The organism is Nocardioides flavus (ex Wang et al. 2016) (genome assembly GCF_014653115.1).
Taxonomy (GTDB): Bacteria; Actinomycetota; Actinomycetes; order Propionibacteriales; family Nocardioidaceae; genus Nocardioides; species Nocardioides flavus.
On sequence record NZ_BNAD01000002.1, the window covers coordinates 433,529 to 451,409 of the forward strand.

Annotated in this window: 25 protein-coding genes; 15 read left to right on the forward strand and 10 right to left on the reverse strand. The window is 72.4% G+C overall.

What is annotated here, in order from left to right; genetic code table 11:
• Window positions 1-224: 224 nt before the first annotated feature.
• Together IE200_RS06590 and IE200_RS06595 are read right to left on the reverse strand one after the other, a co-directional pair.
• On the reverse strand, window positions 225-1,835 hold the full coding sequence (locus IE200_RS06590; RefSeq protein ID WP_191278578.1) for an amidohydrolase: 1,611 nt from the start codon (window positions 1,833-1,835) through the stop codon (window positions 225-227).
• Window positions 1,832-2,326, reverse strand: coding sequence for a nucleoside deaminase (locus tag IE200_RS06595; RefSeq protein WP_191278579.1), 495 nt, complete (start codon window positions 2,324-2,326; stop codon window positions 1,832-1,834). Before IE200_RS06595 ends, IE200_RS06590 begins: the two co-directional genes overlap by 4 nt.
• A 99-nt stretch (window positions 2,327-2,425) precedes the next feature.
• Between IE200_RS06595 and IE200_RS06600 the strand changes: the two genes are divergently transcribed.
• The 3 genes from IE200_RS06600 (at window position 2,426) to IE200_RS06610 (ending at window position 5,062) form a co-directional block, all read left to right on the forward strand.
• Entirely contained in the window at window positions 2,426-2,866 is a 441-nt protein-coding gene (locus IE200_RS06600; protein ID WP_191278580.1) for an SRPBCC family protein, read from the forward strand.
• Between the two features lie 123 nt (window positions 2,867-2,989).
• Window positions 2,990-3,829 carry a mechanosensitive ion channel family protein gene (locus tag IE200_RS06605; RefSeq protein WP_191278581.1) on the forward strand — a complete coding sequence of 280 codons (840 nt, stop codon included), beginning with the start codon at window positions 2,990-2,992 and terminating at the stop codon, window positions 3,827-3,829.
• Between the two features lie 84 nt (window positions 3,830-3,913).
• Window positions 3,914-5,062, forward strand: coding sequence for a YibE/F family protein (locus IE200_RS06610; protein ID WP_191278582.1), 1,149 nt, complete (start codon window positions 3,914-3,916; stop codon window positions 5,060-5,062).
• On the opposite strand, the gene IE200_RS06615 is transcribed toward IE200_RS06610, so the two are convergent.
• Window positions 5,055-5,480: a Fur family transcriptional regulator gene (locus IE200_RS06615; RefSeq protein ID WP_191278583.1), complete on the reverse strand. Its 426-nt coding sequence runs from the start codon at window positions 5,478-5,480 to the stop codon at window positions 5,055-5,057. The genes IE200_RS06610 and IE200_RS06615 overlap by 8 nt on opposite strands.
• Before the next feature lie 78 nt (window positions 5,481-5,558).
• Between IE200_RS06615 and IE200_RS06620 the strand changes: the two genes are divergently transcribed.
• The 9 genes from IE200_RS06620 (at window position 5,559) to IE200_RS06660 (ending at window position 9,849) form a co-directional block, all read left to right on the forward strand.
• Window positions 5,559-5,813 carry a type B 50S ribosomal protein L31 gene (locus IE200_RS06620; protein ID WP_191278584.1) on the forward strand — a complete coding sequence of 85 codons (255 nt, stop codon included), beginning with the start codon at window positions 5,559-5,561 and terminating at the stop codon, window positions 5,811-5,813.
• Window positions 5,810-6,883 carry a CobW family GTP-binding protein gene (locus IE200_RS06625; RefSeq protein ID WP_191278585.1) on the forward strand — a complete coding sequence of 358 codons (1,074 nt, stop codon included), beginning with the start codon at window positions 5,810-5,812 and terminating at the stop codon, window positions 6,881-6,883. The genes IE200_RS06620 and IE200_RS06625 overlap by 4 nt, the downstream gene beginning before the upstream one ends.
• 40 nt (window positions 6,884-6,923) lie before the next feature.
• Window positions 6,924-7,106 carry a 50S ribosomal protein L32 gene (rpmF, locus tag IE200_RS06630; RefSeq protein ID WP_191278586.1) on the forward strand — a complete coding sequence of 61 codons (183 nt, stop codon included), beginning with the start codon at window positions 6,924-6,926 and terminating at the stop codon, window positions 7,104-7,106.
• The gene (rpsR, locus tag IE200_RS06635) at window positions 7,103-7,345 is read left to right on the forward strand and encodes a 30S ribosomal protein S18 (protein ID WP_191278587.1); all 243 of its coding nucleotides are present in this window, start codon (window positions 7,103-7,105) and stop codon (window positions 7,343-7,345) included. Before rpmF ends, rpsR begins: the two co-directional genes overlap by 4 nt.
• 30 nt (window positions 7,346-7,375) lie before the next feature.
• On the forward strand, window positions 7,376-7,498 hold the full coding sequence (ykgO, locus tag IE200_RS06640; RefSeq protein WP_129454981.1) for a type B 50S ribosomal protein L36: 123 nt from the start codon (window positions 7,376-7,378) through the stop codon (window positions 7,496-7,498).
• Between the two features lie 25 nt (window positions 7,499-7,523).
• The gene (gene rpmB / locus IE200_RS06645; RefSeq protein WP_191278588.1) at window positions 7,524-7,760 is read left to right on the forward strand and encodes a 50S ribosomal protein L28; all 237 of its coding nucleotides are present in this window, start codon (window positions 7,524-7,526) and stop codon (window positions 7,758-7,760) included.
• On the forward strand, window positions 7,760-8,062 hold the full coding sequence (gene rpsN / locus IE200_RS06650) for a 30S ribosomal protein S14 (protein WP_191278589.1): 303 nt from the start codon (window positions 7,760-7,762) through the stop codon (window positions 8,060-8,062). Before rpmB ends, rpsN begins: the two co-directional genes overlap by 1 nt.
• Window positions 8,063-8,155: 93 nt before the next feature.
• Window positions 8,156-9,163 (forward strand): permease, encoded by a 1,008-nt coding sequence (locus IE200_RS06655; protein ID WP_191278590.1) that lies wholly within the window; start codon window positions 8,156-8,158, stop codon window positions 9,161-9,163.
• Window positions 9,151-9,849, forward strand: a complete 699-nt coding sequence (locus IE200_RS06660; RefSeq protein ID WP_191278591.1) for a TIGR03943 family putative permease subunit — start codon at window positions 9,151-9,153, stop codon at window positions 9,847-9,849. Before IE200_RS06655 ends, IE200_RS06660 begins: the two co-directional genes overlap by 13 nt.
• Window positions 9,850-9,919: 70 nt before the next feature.
• On the opposite strand, the gene IE200_RS06665 is transcribed toward IE200_RS06660, so the two are convergent.
• The 5 genes from IE200_RS06665 to IE200_RS06685 all read right to left on the reverse strand — a co-directional run bounded on the left by IE200_RS06665 (window position 9,920) and on the right by IE200_RS06685 (window position 12,589).
• On the reverse strand, window positions 9,920-10,195 hold the full coding sequence (locus IE200_RS06665) for an HU family DNA-binding protein (RefSeq protein ID WP_129454987.1): 276 nt from the start codon (window positions 10,193-10,195) through the stop codon (window positions 9,920-9,922).
• Between the two features lie 132 nt (window positions 10,196-10,327).
• Window positions 10,328-10,819, reverse strand: a complete 492-nt coding sequence (locus tag IE200_RS06670; RefSeq protein ID WP_191278592.1) for a hypothetical protein — start codon at window positions 10,817-10,819, stop codon at window positions 10,328-10,330.
• Between the two features lie 45 nt (window positions 10,820-10,864).
• Window positions 10,865-11,083, reverse strand: coding sequence for an ANTAR domain-containing protein (locus IE200_RS06675; protein WP_268245529.1), 219 nt, complete (start codon window positions 11,081-11,083; stop codon window positions 10,865-10,867).
• A gap of 12 nt (window positions 11,084-11,095) precedes the next feature.
• Window positions 11,096-11,524 carry a PAS domain-containing protein gene (locus tag IE200_RS06680; RefSeq protein ID WP_191278594.1) on the reverse strand — a complete coding sequence of 143 codons (429 nt, stop codon included), beginning with the start codon at window positions 11,522-11,524 and terminating at the stop codon, window positions 11,096-11,098.
• An 18-nt stretch (window positions 11,525-11,542) separates the two neighbouring features.
• A complete protein-coding gene (locus IE200_RS06685; protein ID WP_229856195.1) occupies window positions 11,543-12,589 on the reverse strand; it encodes an aldose epimerase family protein in 1,047 nt (348 codons plus the stop codon).
• Between the two features lie 86 nt (window positions 12,590-12,675).
• On the opposite strand from IE200_RS06685, the gene IE200_RS06690 reads away from it, so the two are divergent.
• Window positions 12,676-12,948 (forward strand): hypothetical protein, encoded by a 273-nt coding sequence (locus IE200_RS06690; RefSeq protein ID WP_191278596.1) that lies wholly within the window; start codon window positions 12,676-12,678, stop codon window positions 12,946-12,948.
• 100 nt (window positions 12,949-13,048) lie between these two features.
• Entirely contained in the window at window positions 13,049-14,428 is a 1,380-nt protein-coding gene (locus IE200_RS06695) for a hypothetical protein (RefSeq protein ID WP_191278597.1), read from the forward strand.
• A 61-nt stretch (window positions 14,429-14,489) separates the two neighbouring features.
• Here the strand turns inward: IE200_RS06695 and IE200_RS06700 are convergent, their stop codons facing one another.
• Entirely contained in the window at window positions 14,490-14,966 is a 477-nt protein-coding gene (locus IE200_RS06700) for a hypothetical protein (protein ID WP_191278598.1), read from the reverse strand.
• A 319-nt stretch (window positions 14,967-15,285) separates the two neighbouring features.
• Here IE200_RS06700 and IE200_RS06705 point away from each other — a divergent pair, with 319 nt between their 5' ends.
• Window positions 15,286-16,866: a CHAP domain-containing protein gene (locus tag IE200_RS06705; protein ID WP_191278599.1), complete on the forward strand. Its 1,581-nt coding sequence runs from the start codon at window positions 15,286-15,288 to the stop codon at window positions 16,864-16,866.
• A gap of 12 nt (window positions 16,867-16,878) precedes the next feature.
• Here the strand turns inward: IE200_RS06705 and IE200_RS06710 are convergent, their stop codons facing one another.
• Entirely contained in the window at window positions 16,879-17,874 is a 996-nt protein-coding gene (locus IE200_RS06710; protein ID WP_191278600.1) for an aldo/keto reductase, read from the reverse strand.
• Between the last annotated feature and the right edge of the window lie 7 nt (window positions 17,875-17,881).

The following is a 17,881-nucleotide window of genomic DNA, read 5'->3' on the forward strand; positions in this document are numbered from 1 at the left end:
CTCGTAGCACACCTCTCATCCGAGGTTCGCCGACAGCCTACTCGATACAAACACTATGCGCAAGGGTGTTCGACTGCGGACTGCTCGACCGTCAGAATGATGAGCGCGTAGATGATGGCGCCGCTCCAGACGGCGAAGTAGATCGCGAGCCCGAGGTCGGAGAGCGCGCGGTCGTCGTCGGAGCTGCCGGCGAGCGAGAACCCGAGGAGCCAGGCGGCAACCGGTCACCGCTTCTCCACCACCTCTCCCCCCACCCACACCCGCTCCACCTTCGCCGCCCCGACCTCGAGCGGCTCGTCGAAGACGTCCCGGTCCAGCAGCACCAGGTCCGCGACCGCCCCCGGCGCGATGACCCCGGCGTCGTCGCGGTGGCACACCCAGGCCGAGCCGGAGGTGTAGGCCGCCAGGGCCACCTCGAGCGACAGCGCCTGCGAGGGGAGGAACGGCTCGGTCCCCGCACGCCCCGGCTCCCCGTACGCCATGCGGTGGACTGCGACGTGGATGACCTCGAGCGGGTTCGGGGTGCTGACGGGCCAGTCGCTGCCGGCGACGAGCCGCGCACCCGCGCGGCGGAGGTCGCCGAAGGGGTACTGCCGTGCGGCGCGCTCGGGACCGAGGAACGGGATGGTCAGGTCCACCATCTGCTCGTCGAAGCAGGCCCACAGAGCCTGGATGTTGGCCGCGACGCCCAGCTCGGCGAACCGCGGCACGTCGGCGGGATGCACCAGCTGCAGGTGCGCGATGTGGTGGCGCCGCGACGGGTCCGTCCCGGCGAACGCCTCGAGCGCCTCCCGCACACCGCGGTCCCCCAGCCCGTGCACGTGCACCTGGAAGCCCTCCGAGTCCAGCGCCGCGACAGCCGACCGGAGCAAGGTGGGCGACACGAACGACAGCCCGGAGTTCGTCGTCGCGTGCCCACACCGGTCGAGGTAGGGCTCGACCAGCGCCGCCGTCCCGTTCTCCGCCACGCCGTCCTGCATGATCTTGACCGACGTCGCGGCGAAGCGCCCGTACGAGTAGGCCTCCCGCTTCTCCACCAGCTCGGCCACCTGCTCCAGCCCGCGCTCGCGCTCCCACCACAGCGCGCCGACGACGGTCCCCGTCAGGTCGCCGGAGGCAGCCGCCCGGCGATAGGTCGGCCCCGTGTCCCGCATCCCGGCGTACGCTCCGACGATCGCGTCCTGCCACCCGGTCACGCCGAGCGAGTGGAGGTGTCGCTGACCCTCGAGCAATCCGGCGTACAACGCATCCGCGTCGGGCACCGGCAGCACCGCCAGCACCAGGTCCATCGCGCCCTCGTGCAGCACGCCCGTCGGCTCTCCCGCGGCGTCGCGCTCGATGCGCCCGTCGGCCGGGTCGGGGGTGTCGCGGTTGATGCCGGCGACGGCGAGCGCGCGGGTGTTGACCCACATGCCGTGGTGGTCGCGGTTGACCAGCGCGGCGGGCCGGTCCGCGACGACGGTGTCGAGCTCGGCCGCGGTCGGCAGCCCGCCGGGGAAGGCCGCCATCGCCCAGCCCCCGCCCTGCACCCAGTCGAGGTCGGGGCGCGAGGCGGCGTACGCCCCGACGTGCGCGAGGTAGGCCGCGCGGTCGACCGGCAGCCCGCTCAGGTCGCAGGTGAGCCGCTCGATCCCGCCCTGCACGGGGTGGACGTGGGCGTCGACGAAGCCCGGCAGCAGGAGCGCGCCGCCGCAGTCGACGACCTCCGCACCCGGCGTACGGTCCGAGCCGCCCACCGACACGATCCGGCCCTCGCGCACCAGCACGTCACCGGCATCGCCGAGGTAGCGGTGGCCGTCGAAGACCCGAGCCCCGGTGAGGACGAGGTCGCTCATCCCCGCAGCCTGCGCTCGTGCAGCGCGCGGACGCGCTCGTCGTACGGCGCGACCGGCCCGTGGACCCGTACGCCCGGCGCGACGACGGTGACCGGCAGCGCCGCGACGGGCGCGGCGGGGACGCCCCATTCGCGGTGCCACCGCACCAGCTGCTCGGACGAGGCGGCGTAGACGATCGGGCCGAGGCCGACCCACGCGTGCGCGGCCGCGCACATGGGGCAGTGCTCGCCGGAGGTGAAGACGACGCACGACCCGCGCTCCTCGGCAGGCACGTGCGCGGCCGCCCACTGCGCGAGCTCGATCTCGGGGTGCGCGGTGCCGTCGCCGCGGCTCACCTCCTCGTTGTGACCCGTGGCCAGGACGGTGCCGGTCGCGTCGACCAGCACCGAGCCGAAGGCGGAGTTGCCCGTCTCGAGCGCCTGCTCGGCCAGGCGCAGGCACCGCTCGAGGTGGTCGTGGAAGCCGGGCAGCGAGGAGAGGTCGTGCGACATGGCGCCAATCTCCCCGATCCGCAGGGGTGGGACAAGGCCCGTCGCCGCGCACCCCTTCGGGCGGTCTGTCGCGAAGAAGTGCGTGCCTACTGTCGAGGCATGACCACAGTGACCCGCACGTTCGACGTCCGCCCCGAGCCCGCCGTCGTGGTGGACTACTTGAAGGACTTCAGCCACGCCGAGGAGTGGGACCCGGGCACCGAGTCGTGCACCCGCCAGGACCCCGGTCCCGTCCAGGTGGGCTCCACCTGGCACAACGTCTCCAAGATCGCCGGTGTCACCACCGAGCTGACCTACACCCTGCAGCAGCTGACCGACGACACCATCGTGCTGGTGGGGGCGAACGACACCGCGCGGTCGGTCGACACGATCACCGTCGTGCCCCACCCCGACGGTGCCGGGAGCCGCGTGACCTACGAGGCGAACATCGAGATGAAGGGCGCCGCCAAGCTCGCCGACCCGATCATGAAGGTCGTGTTCGAGAAGATCGGCAGCGACACCGAGGACGACATGACCACCGTCCTCAACCGTCTGGCCTGAGGCCGCCGCGGCCCGCCCCTCCTACCCACGTTGGCCCAGACCATACGGATCGGAGGGGTGTGCCGTCCCGGGCGGAGCCGTTGCAGCGTGGAGGTTCCTGCACACCGGAAGAAAGGACCCCCCGTGGACATCGGTGACAGCTTCCAGAGAACGACCGACGGCATCTTCAGCTTCCTGCCCAACCTCGTCGGCTTCCTGCTCATCCTCCTCGTCGGCTACCTCGTGTCGAAGGTCGTCGCCGGGATCGTCAAGAAGCTCCTCGACAAGGTGCACCTCGACCGGCGGCTCCACGAGAGCTCGGCCAACCGGTACGTCGACGCCGTGCTGCCTGGAGCCTCGCCGGCCAACGGCATCTCGCGCGTCGTGTTCTGGCTCATCTTCATCTTCTTCGTCACCGCCGCCATCGGGGCGCTCGGCATCCCGGCCGCGACGAGCTTCATGAACGAGGTGCTCGCCTACCTGCCCAACGTGATCGTGGCGATCCTGATCTTCATCGTCGCCGCGCTCCTGTCGGGTGCGGTCGCCGGCGCCGTCGTGCGCTTCATGGGCGACACCCCCACCGGCAAGGTCGTCGGGGCGGTCGCCCCGGCGGTCATCATGACGATCGCGTTCTTCATGATCCTCGAGCAGCTGCAGATCGCTCCGGAGATCGTGCGCATCGCCTTCACCGCCATCATGTTCGCCCTGGCCCTCGGCCTCGCCCTGGCCTTCGGCCTCGGCGGTCGCGAGCTCGCCGCGGACATGCTGCGCCAGGCCAAGGACAAGGGCGGCCAGGCGGCCGACCAGGCCAAGCACGACGCCCGGGTGGGCGCCGACCGTGCCCGCGACGAGATGAGCAGCCACAGCAGCTCGTACGCCGACACCGGCAACGGCAGCCGCGCGTCCACCACCGGTAGCAACTACCCCACCAGCGTGGACCCGGAGGCGACGCAGCACATGCCCCCGCCCACGCCGCGCAGCTGACACGACCCGCACACCCCGCACGCGGACGGCCCCCACCGGCAACCCCGGTGGGGGCCGTCCCCGCGCGTGGGATGCTGGAGGACCATGGGCACCCACCACCACGCCCCGGACCGCGCCGGGGCCCGGCTCCACCGCACCGCGGCGCTCGTCGTCGTCGCGCCCCTCGCGCTGCTGACGGTCGTCGCGCTCGTGTGGCTGTGGCCCTCGTCCGGCGCGATCGGCGACGGCTCCACCGCGGCTCCCGAGATCCCCGGGCGGGTGGTCGCCGTGGAGGAGGAGACCTGTCCCGACGGCACGCCCGAGGACGTCGAGCGGTGCGGGACCGTACGGGTCTCCGTCGGCACGGTCGACCCCGTCGAGGTGACCGCGCCGCTGCCGGGCGGGCTCGGCGAACCCGACGTCGAGGTCGGCGAGGACGTCGTGATGATCCGCAACGAGACCCCGGACGGGGTGTCGTACGCCGTGGTCGACCACCAGCGCCAGACGGGGCTGTGGTTCCTCGGCCTGGCGTTCGTGCTGGCCCTAGTCGCGTTCGGTCGCTGGCGCGGCGTGGCGTCGCTGGCCGGGCTCGCGGCGACCTTCGCGATCCTGGCCTTCTTCGTGGTCCCGGCGATCCTCGACGGGAGCCCGCCGCTGCTCGTCGCCGTCGTGGCGTCGTCGGCGATCGTGCTCGTGGTGCTCTACCTGACCCACGGCTTCGGGCTCACCACGACGATGGCGGTGCTCGGCACGCTCGCCGCCCTCGCGCTCACCGGTGCGCTCGGCGCCCTGTCGGTCACCCTGCTCCACCTCACCGGCGTCACCGACGACCTGTCCGCCTCGGTCGGCGCCTCGCAGGGCGTCGACATGCGCGGGCTGCTGCTGGCCGGCATCGTCATCGGCTCCCTCGGCGTCCTCGACGACGTCACCGTCACCCAGGCCGCCACCGTGGAGGAGATCGCGCACGCCGACCCGTCCGCCGGCTTCGCCCGCCTCTTCCGCGCCGGCAGCCGCGTGGGTCGCGCCCATGTCGCGTCCGTGGTGAACACGATCGTCCTGGCCTACGCCGGGTCGTCGCTGCCGCTGCTCGTGCTGCTGGTGGCCGACAACGGCTCGCTCACCGCGGTCGTGCCGAGCCAGGTCGTCGCGCAGGAGATCGTGCGCAGCGTGGTCGCCACCATCGGGCTGATCGCGGCCGTGCCGCTGACCACGGCGCTCGCCGCGTGGGCGCACCGCAGCCGGCTGGTCAGCTAGGACGCGAGCAGGTCGCGCAGAGGCCGAACAGCTCGACCACGTGCGTCACCTCGGTGAAGCCGTGCTCGGCTGCGGCCGTGGTCGCCCACCGCTCCACCGCCGGGCCATCGACCTCGACGGTCACGCCGCACGCGCGGCACACGAGGTGGTGGTGGTGCTGGGGTCCGCACTGGCGGTAGAGCACCTCGCCGTCGTCGGAGCGCAGCACGTCGAGCTCGCCGGCCTCGGTCATCGCCTGGAGCGTGCGATAGACGGTGGCGAGGCCGACCCGGTCACCGCTGGCGCGCAGGTCGTCGTACATCTGCTGGGCACTGACGAATGCCTCCTGCCGCGACAGCTGGTCGCGCAGCAGCCGGCGCTGGCGGGTGTCCCGGCGGCCTGGGCCGGCAGGGGCGGAGCCGGAGGTGCGCGCGGTCATGGCGGTCATGCTACTGGGCTGGCCCTTCCCGTCGCCGTGGTCTATTGTTGAGAACGATTCTCGTTACAAGGAGGCGAAGTGAAGCAGGGCATCCACCCCGACTACGGCCCCGTGTTCTTCCGCGACCGGTCCACCGGCGCGCTCACGCTGACCCGCTCGACGCTGGCTGCGCAGCAGCACGAGCGGACCGTGGACATCGACGGTCGGAGCTACCCGGTCGTGGACGTGGACATCACGAGCGACAGCCACCCGTTCTGGACCGGCACCGCCCGTACGCTCGACAGCGAGGGCCGCGTCGAGAAGTTCCAGCGGCGCTACGGCGGTGCCCGATGAGGAGCCCGCTGGTGGTGGTGACCGGCGTCGACCCGGCCGCCATGGACGCGACCCTGCTCACCCTGGCGTGGGACCTGCCCCGCGCGGTCTCGGTGCGCCACACCATCGACCCCGAGTCGCAGGTCCTCGCCCGGACCGTCAGCGACACAGGCGGCGTGGTCGAGCGCCACGAGGTCCAGCTCGAGCACGCGTGCGTGAGCTGCGCCCTGCGCGAGGACATCCTGCCGACGCTGCAGCGTCTGGCGCGCGACGACCGCTGGAGCACGATCGTCTCCGGGCTGCCGACCGGGACCGAGGCCGGCCAGCTCGCGCACGCCCTGGCGACCGACTCGCGCCTGGCCCGCCACCTCAAGCTCAGCGCGATCGTGGCAGCAGTCGGATCGGGCGACACCGTGCGCGACCTGCTCGGCGACGACCTGCTGCGCGAGCGCGGCGTGCACACCAACCCGTACGACGACCGCGGCGTGGGGGAGGTCGCGTGCGCCCAGGTCGAGCTCGCCGACGTCGTCGTGGTCGACGCCGACCCGCGCCCCGAGGCGGTGGACCTGCTGCACGCGCTGGCGCGGCCGGGAACCCCGGTCATCCACGGTGCCGACCAGGTGGACGGGCCTGCGCTCGTGGCCGACCGCCACCACCACAGCCTCGCCGACGCCTGGTGCTCCCCCGAGCTCGGCTTCGACGTCCCCATGCTCGAGCCCGGGCGGGCGTGGCGCCTGGAGCTCCGCTCCCCGCGCCCGTTCCACCCGGAGCGGCTGCTCGACCACATCGAGCGACTCGGCACCGGCGAGCACCGCGCCCGCGGCTGCTTCTGGGTGCCCACCCGGCCGGGAGACATGCTCGAGTGGTCGGGCGCCGGCGGCCAGCTCAGCATCGGCGGCTACAGCCCGTGGGGACGACGCACGCCCGTGACCCGGCTGCTCTACACCGGCCTCGGCACCCCGCCCACCGACCTGCGCAGGGCGTTCGAGGAGGTCCTCCTCACCCCCGCCGAGGCGCGGCAGGCCGAACCGTGGGACGTCGTCGAGGACGGCCTCGAGCCGTGGCTCGGCGACATCCGCGACGTCGCCTGATCCCGCCTGCCCCACCCGCCACCAGACACAGGAGGAACCCGTGGCCGTCCCCAAGCGCCGCACCTCACGCAGCAACACCCGCCACCGCCGCTCCCAGTGGAAGGCGACCCCCGTCGACCTCGTGCCCGTGATCATCGACGGTGAGGTCCGCAACGTCCCGCGCCGTCTCGTCCGCGCGGTGCAGCGCGGTCTCGTCGACGCGAACGGGAGGCCGGTGCGATGAGCGCGCCCCGCAAGCCCAGCGCCGCCCGCACCGGTCGCACCCGGAAGAAGCCGCTGCTCGCCCCCGACGTCACGCACGTCGACTACAAGGACACCGCGCTCCTGCGCACGTTCCTGTCCGACCGGGGCAAGATCCGCTCCCGCCGGATCACCGGGATCACCCCGCAGCAGCAGCGGATGGTCAACCGCGCGATCAAGAACGCGCGCGAGATGGCGCTGCTCCCGTTCACCGGTCGCTGACGCGCCCCCTCCACCACAGAAGGAACCCCGATGAAGGTCCGCAACTCCATCCGCTCGGTGAAGAACCAGCCCGGCTCGCAGGTCGTGCGCCGCCGCGGCCGCACCTACGTCATCAACAAGCGCAACCCCCGGCTCAAGACCCGCCAGGGCTGAGCCGGCCGGGGAGAAGGAGCAACTCATGGCACGCACCTGCCAGGTCACCGGCGCCAGGCCGGGCTTCGGCCACCACGTCTCACACTCGCACCGCCGCACGAAGCGGCGCTTCGACGTCAACGTCCAGTCCAAGAAGTACTGGGTGCCCAGCCTGGGCCGCACGGTCACGCTCACGCTCAGCGCGCGAGGGATCAAGACGATCGACCAGCGCGGCATCGAGGCGGTCGTCGCCGACATCCGCGCCCGGGGAGGGAAGGTCTGATGGCCAAGAAGTCCAAGATCGTCGCCAATGAGCGGCGCAAGCAGATCGTCACGAAGTACGCAGCGAGGCGCGCGGAGCTGAAGGAGGCCGTGCGCACCGCGCGCACGGCCGAGGAGCGGGAGGCAGCCGTACGGGCCCTGGCCCGGCTGCCCCGCGACGCGAGCCCCGTACGGGTCCGCAACCGCGACCAGGTCGACGGGCGACCCCGCGGCTACGTCCGCAAGGCCGGGCTGTCGCGGATCAACCTGCGCACGCTCGCGCACCGCGGCGAGCTGCCGGGCATCACGAAGTCGTCCTGGTAGGCAGGAGCCGTCCACAGGCATGGACGAACCCTTCGCCGCGACGACTGGCACCACTTAGGATCCTCCGGTGATCCCGGCACAGCTGGCGCCCTCATGAGCGCACCGACCCGACAGGACGACGCCCCCACCACCGCGCCCGGGCGCCAGGTGGGTGGCCTCCCGCTCCAGGTCTACGTCGTCTTCGCCGTGCTCGGTGCCCTCGTGGTGTCGCAGCAGTGGCTGGTGCCGCGACTCGACTCGCCCGCGCTGGCCACCTGGAGCACGATCTTCGTCGCGATCGTCGTGCAGTCGATCCCGTTCCTCGTCGGGGGCGTCCTGCTCGCGGGAGTCATCGCGACGATGCTCTCGGAGAAGGCGCTGCGCAGGCTCGTCCCGGCCAACCCGGGCCTCGGCGTGCCCGTCGCCGGCCTCGCCGGCGTGGCCCTGCCGGGGTGCGAGTGCGCGTCGGTGCCGGTCGCGAGCAGCCTGATGCGGCGCGGGGTCGCGCCGGCGGTGGCGCTGACGTTCCTGCTCGCCGCCCCCGCGGTCAACCCGGTCGTGCTGGTGTCGACCGCCGTCGCCTTCCCCAACCGGCCCGAGATCGTGCTGGCGCGCTTCCTGGCCTCGCTGGTGACCGCCGTCGCGGTCGGCTGGCTGTGGCTGCGCTTCGCCGGACGGGTGCCGATCCTGCACCGCCAGCGCACCCACGACCACGGCGAGGGCGCCGCGCAGGCCTTCCTCGGCAGCGTGCGCCACGACTTCATCCACGCAGCGGGCTTCCTCGTGCTGGGCGCGATGATCGCGGCCGCGATCAACACGTTCGTGCCGCGCGAGATCATCGACAGCGTCGCAGGCAACGTCTTCCTCGCGGTGGGCTCGATGGCGATCTTCGCCTTCGTCGTCGCCCTCTGCTCGGAGGCCGACGCGTTCGTCGCCGCCAGCCTCAGCGCCTTCTCCGACACCGCCAAGCTCGTCTTCATGGTGGTCGGCCCGGCGATGGACGTGAAGCTCGCCTCGATGGAGTCCGGCCAGTTCGGCGGTGCGTTCGCCCTGCGCTTCGTCCCGCTCGTGATCGTCGTGGCCGTGCTGTCGGCCTGTGGCATGGGATGGTGGCTGCTGTGACACGCGCGACCCAGACCCTGCTGCTGGCGGTCACCGGCGCCGTGCTGCTCCGCATGGCCGCGGGGGACGCCTACCTGCGCTACGTGAACTCCTGGATGCGCTGGCCGCTCATCGCGTGCGGCGTCCTCCTGATCGTCCTGGCGCTGGCGGACCTGTGGCGCGACCAGGGCTCGCAGGACGACGGGCACGACGCCCACGTCCCGCGGGCGGCCTGGCTCCTCTTCGCCCCGTCGCTCGTCTTCTTCCTCATCGCCCCTCCTGCCCTCGGCGCCCACTTCGCCGAGCGCGCCCAGAACGCGGTCGTCCCGATCAAGGAGGCGAGCGAGGTCTCGCTGCCCCCGCTTCCCGAGGGTGACCCGGTGGCCCTGACGCTCGACGACGTCCTGTTCCGCGCGGCGTACGACGACGGGGCCACCCTCGCCGACCGCCGCCTCGAGCTCACCGGGTTCGTCAGCCGGGACAAGTCCGGCACCTGGTACGTCACGCAGTTCGGCATCAACTGCTGCGCCGCCGACGCCACCGTCATGCGCATCGCCGCGTCCGGCGTGGAGGCACCGCCCGACGACCAGTGGGTGCGCGTGGTCGCCACGCACGTCCCCGGCACGGGGGACGGCGGCGTGGAGCCGCCGGAGGTGACCATCGAGCAGATCGAGCCCATCGAGGCGCCGAAGAACCAGTACAGCTGAGGCAGGCCACGAAATGGCGAGGAGGCCGCACCGTGATCGGTGCGGCCTCCCGTCGTACGCGGGGCGTACGTCAGCCGTTGAGGCTCTGCTTGAGGGCAGAGGCCGGCTTGAAGCCGGCGCTGCGGGACGCGGCGATCTCCATCGCCTCGCCGGTCTGCGGGTTGCGGCCCGAGCGGGCGGCGCGCTCGCGGACCTCGAACGTGCCGAAGCCGGGCAGGGTCACCTTGTCGCCGTTGGCGAGGGCGGACGAGATGGCCTCGACCACCGCGTCGACCGCGGACTCGGCGCCGGACTTGGACAGGTCGGCGCCCTGGGCGACGGCGTCGACGAGCTCACGCTTGTTCATCTGAGTGTTCTCCTTGGTGCTTCAGGTATTGGGAATGATTCTCATCATAGTCGGGGAGTCGTCGCTCCCCACCCGCCCACACTGTCAGAGCGCGGAGACATCCGCGCGCACAGGCCCCCCGAAATGGTGCGGTCAGGGAGGGCAGGACTGCTGGAGGTAGGCCGAGAAGGCCGCGTCGCCGCCGGCGACGGGCTCTCTCGTCGCCCCCACTGCGCCGGGCTCCAGCGAGAGACCGATGGAGTCGTACACGCTCCCGATGAGGGTGTGGTAGCCGCTGCGCGCGGGCAACGACATCCCGGCCGGGACACCGGTGTCGACGAGGGCGTCTGCCGACGCCTCGAGCGCGGCCTCGTCGATCGAGCCGGCGACGTACTGCGCCTGGCTGTCGGCGAGCGCGCGGAAGCCGGCGCAGAAGTCCTCGTCGGTGGCGACCGCGGGAGCGGACGGCGCGGTGGCAGTCTCGGCGGGCGTGGCTGGCGCCCCGGCGGGCTCCGGGGCGCCAGCGGGAGCGTCGCCGGCCGGGCGCTGGACGACGCCGATCAGCACCACAAGGGCCAGGACACCGAGCGCGAGCACGATCCGGGAGGTCGGCCAGGACCGGATGCGGTCTGCCGGTGTCGCCACTGCTCACGTCCCCTCGGTCTGGTCGGGGACATGATCGCACCCGGGTCAGCCGGGCTGGGCCGCCTGGTCCGGCGTACCGGAGTAGAGGCGGTCGAGCGTGGCGTGCGGTGAGGGCGCGCGGTCGCGGGTGGGCGTGAGGTTGTCGCCCGCGGCCTCGACGAGCACCGCGGCGATGTCGCGGACCTTGCGGTTGGTGTCGGCGGAGAACGCCCGCAGGATCGCCCACGCGGTGTCGGGGTCGACGCTGTAGAGCTGCACCAGCACGCCCTTGGCCTGCTATATCACGGCCCGGTGGTCGACGAAGTCCTCCACCGCGCCGTCGACCTCGTCGGCGACCGCCTCCTTGCGGACGTCGGTGATGTCGATGAGGTGGCCGACCACCCTCGGGCCGTCGTCCTCGAGGTGACCGGCCGCGATGACGACGCGCTCGGCGCCGGCGGCGGTCGTGATGCGGTGGACCAGGGAGAACGGCCCACCGCGCTCGAGCGCCGCCTCCCGCGACTCCCACGCCGCCTCGCGGTCCGCGGGGTCGACGTGGCTCATCACCAGCTCCGTGGTGGGGACCACCTGGCCGGGCTCGAAGCCGTGGATGCGGAACATGCCGTCCGACCACCACCACTCGTCGGTGTCGAGGCGGCGGGAGAAACGCCCGACCAGTGCGCCGTGAGGCGCGCTGGAACGGCCCCGCGCGGGACGTGTCGTCATGACGGGATCTTGCTCCCCTCAGGTGGTGGACGACAAGACAAATCGCCACTGGAGCCGCGCGACGTACGTCTCCCCGGGCCGCAGCACCGCGGACGGCCACTCCGGCCGGTTGGGCGAGTCGGGGAAGAGCTGCGGTTCGAGCGCGACACCGTCGCCCTGGCGGTAGCGGCCGCCGCCGGTCCCGCGGCGGGTGCCGTCGAGGCCGTTGGCGGTGTAGACCTGCAGCCCCGGCTGGTCGGTCCAGACCTCGGCACTCGTCCGGGTGGCCCGCGAGGTGAGCACCGCGGCGCGGCGCAGCCCGCTGCCCTGCACGACGTAGTTGTGATCGATGCCCTTGGCGTCGGCGATCTGCGGGTGCTCGGTGCGCACCACCGGGCCGAGCAGCGCCGGCGCACGCAGGTCGAAAGGAGTGCCGGCGACCGGGGCGTGGTCGCCGAGCGGGATCCCGGTGGCGTCGACGGGCGTGAACTCGTCGGCCTCCACCGTGAGCTCGTGACCGTCGACCGTGCCGGCGCCCTCGCCGTCGAGGTTGAGGTAGGCGTGGTTGGTGAGGTTGACGACGGTGGCCGCGTCGGTCGTCGCCTCCATCGTGACGCCGACAACCTCACCCTCGACGCGGTAGCGGACGCTGACGCGCACCTCGCCGGGGAAGCCCTGGTCGCCATCGGGGCTCACGAGCGACAGCACGACCTCGTCCGCCTCGTGGGACACCACGTCCCACAGGCGCGCGTGGAAGCCGTCCGGGCCTCCGTGCAGGCTGTTGCCGCGGTCGTTGGTGCCCACCTCGACGTCCCGGCCGTCGAGGGTGAAGCGCCCCGCCGCGATGCGGTTGGCGTAGCGACCGATGGTGCCGCCGACGTAGTCGCCGCTGGCCAGCCGCTCCTCGACGTCGGGGTGGCCAAGGACGACGTTGCGCCGCTCACCGTCGCCGCAGGTCACGAGCAGCCGGTGCACCGTGGCGCCGAGGGTGAGCACCTCGGCGACCGGGCCGGGTGCGGCGCCGATCGTCAGCAGGCGCACGTCGCGCCCGTCGGGCAGCTGGCCGAAGATCTCGTCACGGGGCACAGGGCCCATCCTCGGGCATCGCGGGTCAGGGCACGAGCACCCCACCCGAGGGCGTTCGCGTCGTACCCTGAAGGTGCGGCAAACGCGTGACGTACGACCAGACGGAGTGGCCGATGGCGCGTCCCCATGAGCGACAGGGCGAGCGACGACGCGCCGGTGCGCTCGAGGTCTCCGGCTTCCGGGTGGTCGACGAGGGGCCGCCCGGTCACGCCGTGCCCGCCTCGCCGCCGCGCACACGTCGCCGGCACCTGTGGCACCGCTGGGCCGTCGTGCGGGTGGACGCGCACACCACGTACGTGGGGTGCGCGAGGTGCGGGCGGCTGCGCACCCCCACCGTCTTCGAATCACCTGTGCCGTGAGCCTTGCTGTTCGAACAGACGTTCGATATAGTGAGGCATGCCGTCGCCCACTCGCATCCCTCAGCCGCCCGCAGCGGCTGATGAAGCGCGTGCGACACAGGTGCTTGACCTGGCTACCAGCGCGCTGCGGGCCCGCCGTCTGGCGGAGGTGGAGGAGCTGCGCCTAGCGATCCAGTGGGCCGTGATCCAGGGACATCCGCGTGATGAGCGGGACCCGATGGTGACGCTCGGCGGCGAAGGCACCCCGCCGGTCCGCGAGCACGCGATCCCCGAGCTGGCGATGGCGCGCGAGACGCACCCGGTGACGTCGCGGGCGCTGATGGCTGACGGGCTCGACCTCGTGCACCGACTGCCGGCGACGTGGGCGGTGGTCGAAGCCGGCGACTGCGAGCCGTGGGTGGCACGCAAGGTCGCGGTCCTCTCGCGCGCCCTGCTGTCCGAGCAGGTGGGTCGTGTCGACCGGGCGGTGGCCAAGGCCATCGCCGGCCACGCCCCGTCCACGGTGCTCGAGATCACCCGGGCCAAGGTCATCGAGGCCGACCCCGAGACCCACCGGGCTGAGCGCGAGCGCTCACGGCACGAGCGCTACGTACGCCTCTCCCGATCCGACGAGTTCGGCTACCGCCACGTGATCGCGCGGGTGACCGCAGGGGACGCCGCCTGGCTCGACGCCATGGTCGACCGCGTCGCCGACATCCTCGGCACCACCATGGGGGCCGACCACAACCACGACGAGCTCCGGTCCCTCGCGATGGGCTGGCTGGCGCGCCCGGTCGACCTCCTGACGCTCCTGCTCGAGCACACCGAGACGTCGGACGACCCCGCTGCCGACGCTCCGGCGTGGGCACCGGAGCACATCGACGAGACCGTGGCCCGGCTGACCACGCTGCCCGCACACCGCCTCGCCAGGCTCCGCGGCCGCGGCCGGCTCTTCGTCCACGTCACCGACGAGGCCCTCCGCACGCGCACCGGCGTCGCCCGCATCGAGGGCGTGGGCCCGATCGACGTGCGCCAGCTCGACGAGGTCCTCGGCCACGCCGACGTCACGGTCACCCCGGTCATCGACCTGCGCGAGCGCCGCCGCGTCGATGCGTACGAGCACCCCGAGGACGTCAAGGACCACGTGTGGGTGCAGACCGGCGGCGACTGCTTCCCGTTCACCCCGCGCACCGCCACCCGCGGCGGCGTCGACTTCGACCACGCGATCCCGTTCGACGACACCGGGCCACCCGGCCAGACCGGCCCGCACAACTCCGGCCCGCTCCGCCGGCGCCACCACCGCACCAAGACCCACGGCGGCATCACCACCCGCGTCGTCGGCCCCGGCCGGCACCTCTGGCGCACGCCCCACGGGCAGGCCTTCCTCGTCGACCACACCGGTACGAGGCGGCTGAGCAAGGACCAGGCGTCGGCTATGGCGGACGCGATCAAGGATGGGGTCGAGCTCTACTTCACCCCGTCGCCGATGGTTCCACCCTGAACGACGAAGCTTCGCGTCGATCGGGCCCGGTGGCACGGAGTTCCACGCAGACCACGTGTGCTCAGAAGCGGCGGACCCAGGGGAAGAATCGGTGGCGCCCCGGCGCCCAGTCCGTGCCCGATCGCCCGAAAGCGGCGACCGACACCCGGACCGGCCCTCGGGGCCGCAGGCAGTCACCACTGCGCGTCATCACGACACGCGTCAGGTCAGCGCGGTAGTCGAACCCACCGGTCACCGGACACGCGATCGGCACGTCGCCGTACACCTGCCAGCGCCTGACCCGCCAGACGTACAACTCATAGATGTTGAGGTCGACGCTGAGCTCGGGACCCAGGCGGTTCGGGTACATGTCAACCATCACCGACACTGCCGGAGTCGCCGGCCGCCGCAGGTCCCGGTGTCGCACCACGACAGCGACGCGCCGTTCGTTGGTCACCTCGACGCTGAGGACGTCCGCGCCTGCGCGAACGTCACGGGCAGGATCACTGAACGAGCCGGTGTCCGCGACCGCGCCGGGCGACGTCATCAGGCCGGCCACCACGATGCTCGCGACGGAGCTCACCAGGATGCCGCGCCGGTGGTGGCCGCACCGCATGACCCACCTCCTCGCCCCCAGTGTCGTCGGCTCGATCAGGGTGGCAACAGGGTCCAAAGTCCCCCGCCGCCCGACGCCGGCTGGCGAATTACACATTTGTTCTTCACTCATCGGCGTGGCGCACTTGACATCAGCCCCATACGATCACCTGGTGCAACAACAGCCTCACTGGTCACAGACGTCACATCGCGTACCCGCCGCACTGCCACAGCTGCAGCGAGTCGTACGCGGAACTGGTCGTGCGACCACGTTGCTCACCGCCGTGCTCGCGCTCGTCCTGCTCGTCGCGCCGACCACCGCGAGCAAGGTCAGCCTGGCGTCGTCGACCTACCTGTGCTCCGGGTACGCCGAGTGCCAGGCGGCCGGCTACGGGCACGCGGGCTACCGCCAGGCGGCGTCCACGTCGTGGTGGCGCATGTACACCGGGCACAACTGCACCAACTACGTCGCCTACCGGCTCGTCCAGTCCGGGATGGCGAACGTCAGGCCCTGGGAGGGCAACGGCAACGCGTCCAACTGGGGCGTGGCGATGGCGAGCATCACCGACCAGACTCCGACGGTCGGGTCCATCGCCTGGTACCGGTCGAACGTCTCCCCGGCGGGCTCCAACGGCCACGTCGCCTACGTCGAGCAGGTCATCTCCGACAGCGAGATCATCGTCTCGGAGGACTACTGGGGCGGGGACTTCCACTGGCGCCGCGTCACGAAGTCCGGCGGGGGCTGGCCCTCGGGCTTCATCCACTTCAACGACCGCGTGATCGCGCCGACGACGGCACCCGCCATCGTCGGGACCCCTGCGGTCGGCGCCCCGCTCGAGGTGGCCGCCGGCGGGTGGACGCCCACGCCGACCAACGTCACCGTCCGCTGGCTCGCCGACGGTGCCGCCATCCCCGGCGCCACCGCGGCCAGCTACGTCCCCACCCCCGACGTGAAGGGCAAGGCCCTCACCGCCGAGGTGACGGCGGAGCTGGACGGCTACTCCCCCGGACGAGCAGTCCTCGCGACCGCCCCCGTCGCCCCGGGCAGGTTCCAGCCCACGGCGCTGCCCACCATCCAGGGTGTCGCGGAGGTCGGCCAGACGTTGACCCTCACGCCTCCGACGTGGGCGCCGCAGCCCACGAAGGTCAAGACCCAGTGGTACGCCGACGGGGTCGCCCTTCCCGGGGCCACCGGCACGTCCCTCGTCCTCACCCGGGACCACACCGACAGTCGCATCAGCGCACGCACGATCGCGAGCGCGAGCGGCTACAAGAAGTCGAGGTCCACCGCGACCGCGACCGAACCCGTCCTGGCCAAGCCGGTCACGATCACCCGCCCCTCCCGGGTGAAGGGCACGCCCGTGGTGGGGCAGAAGCTCGTCGCCCGGGCCGGCTCGACGAAGCCCGGAGACGCGACCGCCACGTACGCCTGGTTCCGTGACGGCCAGCGCATCGCCAAGACCACCAAGCCCACCTACACGGTCCGGCGCGCGGATCTCGGGCGCGCCCTGTCCGTCCAGGTCACCCTGTCCCGACGGCACTTCCGCAGCACCACGGAGACGGTCGCCGTCCCGGCCGTGACGACCAGGCCCGAGGTGAAGGTGCGCACCGACGCCACGCGCAAGCGCGTCGCGGTGGACGTCCGCGTCCGCGCTCCCGGGGCGCCGAAGCCGGACGGGACGATGACCGTCAGCGTCGGCGGCCGCACCGTGGAGGTCCAGGTCGTCGGCGGATCGGCACGGGTCGTCCTGCGCGGTCTCCGTCCCGGCGTCAAGCCGGTGGTCGTGCGCTACGCCGGCACCGACGTCGTGCAGCCTGCCGTCGAGCGCGCGTCCGTCACGGTGCCGCGGCGCGGCAAGCGGTGACCTCCCGGGCGCTCACCAGCGCCCGTGCACCTGCTCCCGGATCCTCCGGTCGTAGAGGTCGCGGACACCGTCGAGGAACGACGCCGGCAGCTCCCCGACAAGGCCGGCGGCGGCGTTGGACGCGGCCTGTGAGGTGTTCCGCGCACCGGGGATCACCGTCGAGACCCCCGGCTGCTGCACGATCCACGCGATCGCGGCCTGGGCCGGCGTGACGTCGCCGAGACCGCTGGAGGCGACGAGGGCGGAGAACTCCTGGGCCGCCGACACCCCCGTCGCGTAGTCGACGCCGGAGAACGTCTCGCCGACGTCGAAGGCCGATCCGTCGCGGTTGTAGGTCCGGTGGTCGTCCTCGGCGAACGCGGTGTCGAGGTCGTACTTCCCCGACAGCAGGCCCGAGGCGAGCGGCACGCGGGCGATGATGCCGACCCCGGCTGACGCGGCCGCCGGGAGCACCTCGTCGAGCGGCTTCATCCGGAAGGCGTTGAGGATGATCTGCACGCTCGCGACGCCGGGCCGGGCGATGGCGCTGAGCGCCTGGTCGCAGGTCTCGACGCTGACGCCGTACGACCGGATGACGCCCTCGGACACCAGCCTGTCGAGCACGTCGTACGTCTGGTCGTCGTCGATGACCTCGCTCGGCGGGCAGTGCAGCTGCACGAGGTCGATCACCTCGACGCCGAGGTTGCGCCGGGAGCGGTCGAGCCAGGCGCGGAAGTTGGGCTCGACGTAGCTCGACGGCACCTGCTCGAGCCGGCGGCCCATCTTGGTGGCGACGGTCAAGCCGGCGTCGGGGTGGGCAGCGACGAAGCTGCCGACCAGCCGCTCGCTGCGGCCGTCGCCGTAGACGTCGGCGGTGTCGTAGAACGTCACGCCCGCCTCGGCGGACGCCTCCAGGACCGCGCGGGCGTCCGCCTCGCTGACGTCGCCCCAGTCGGCGCCGAGCTGCCAGGTGCCGAGACCGACGACCGAGACCTCGCGGCCGGTCCTTCCGAGGGTGCGGTGCTCCATGCGGGCC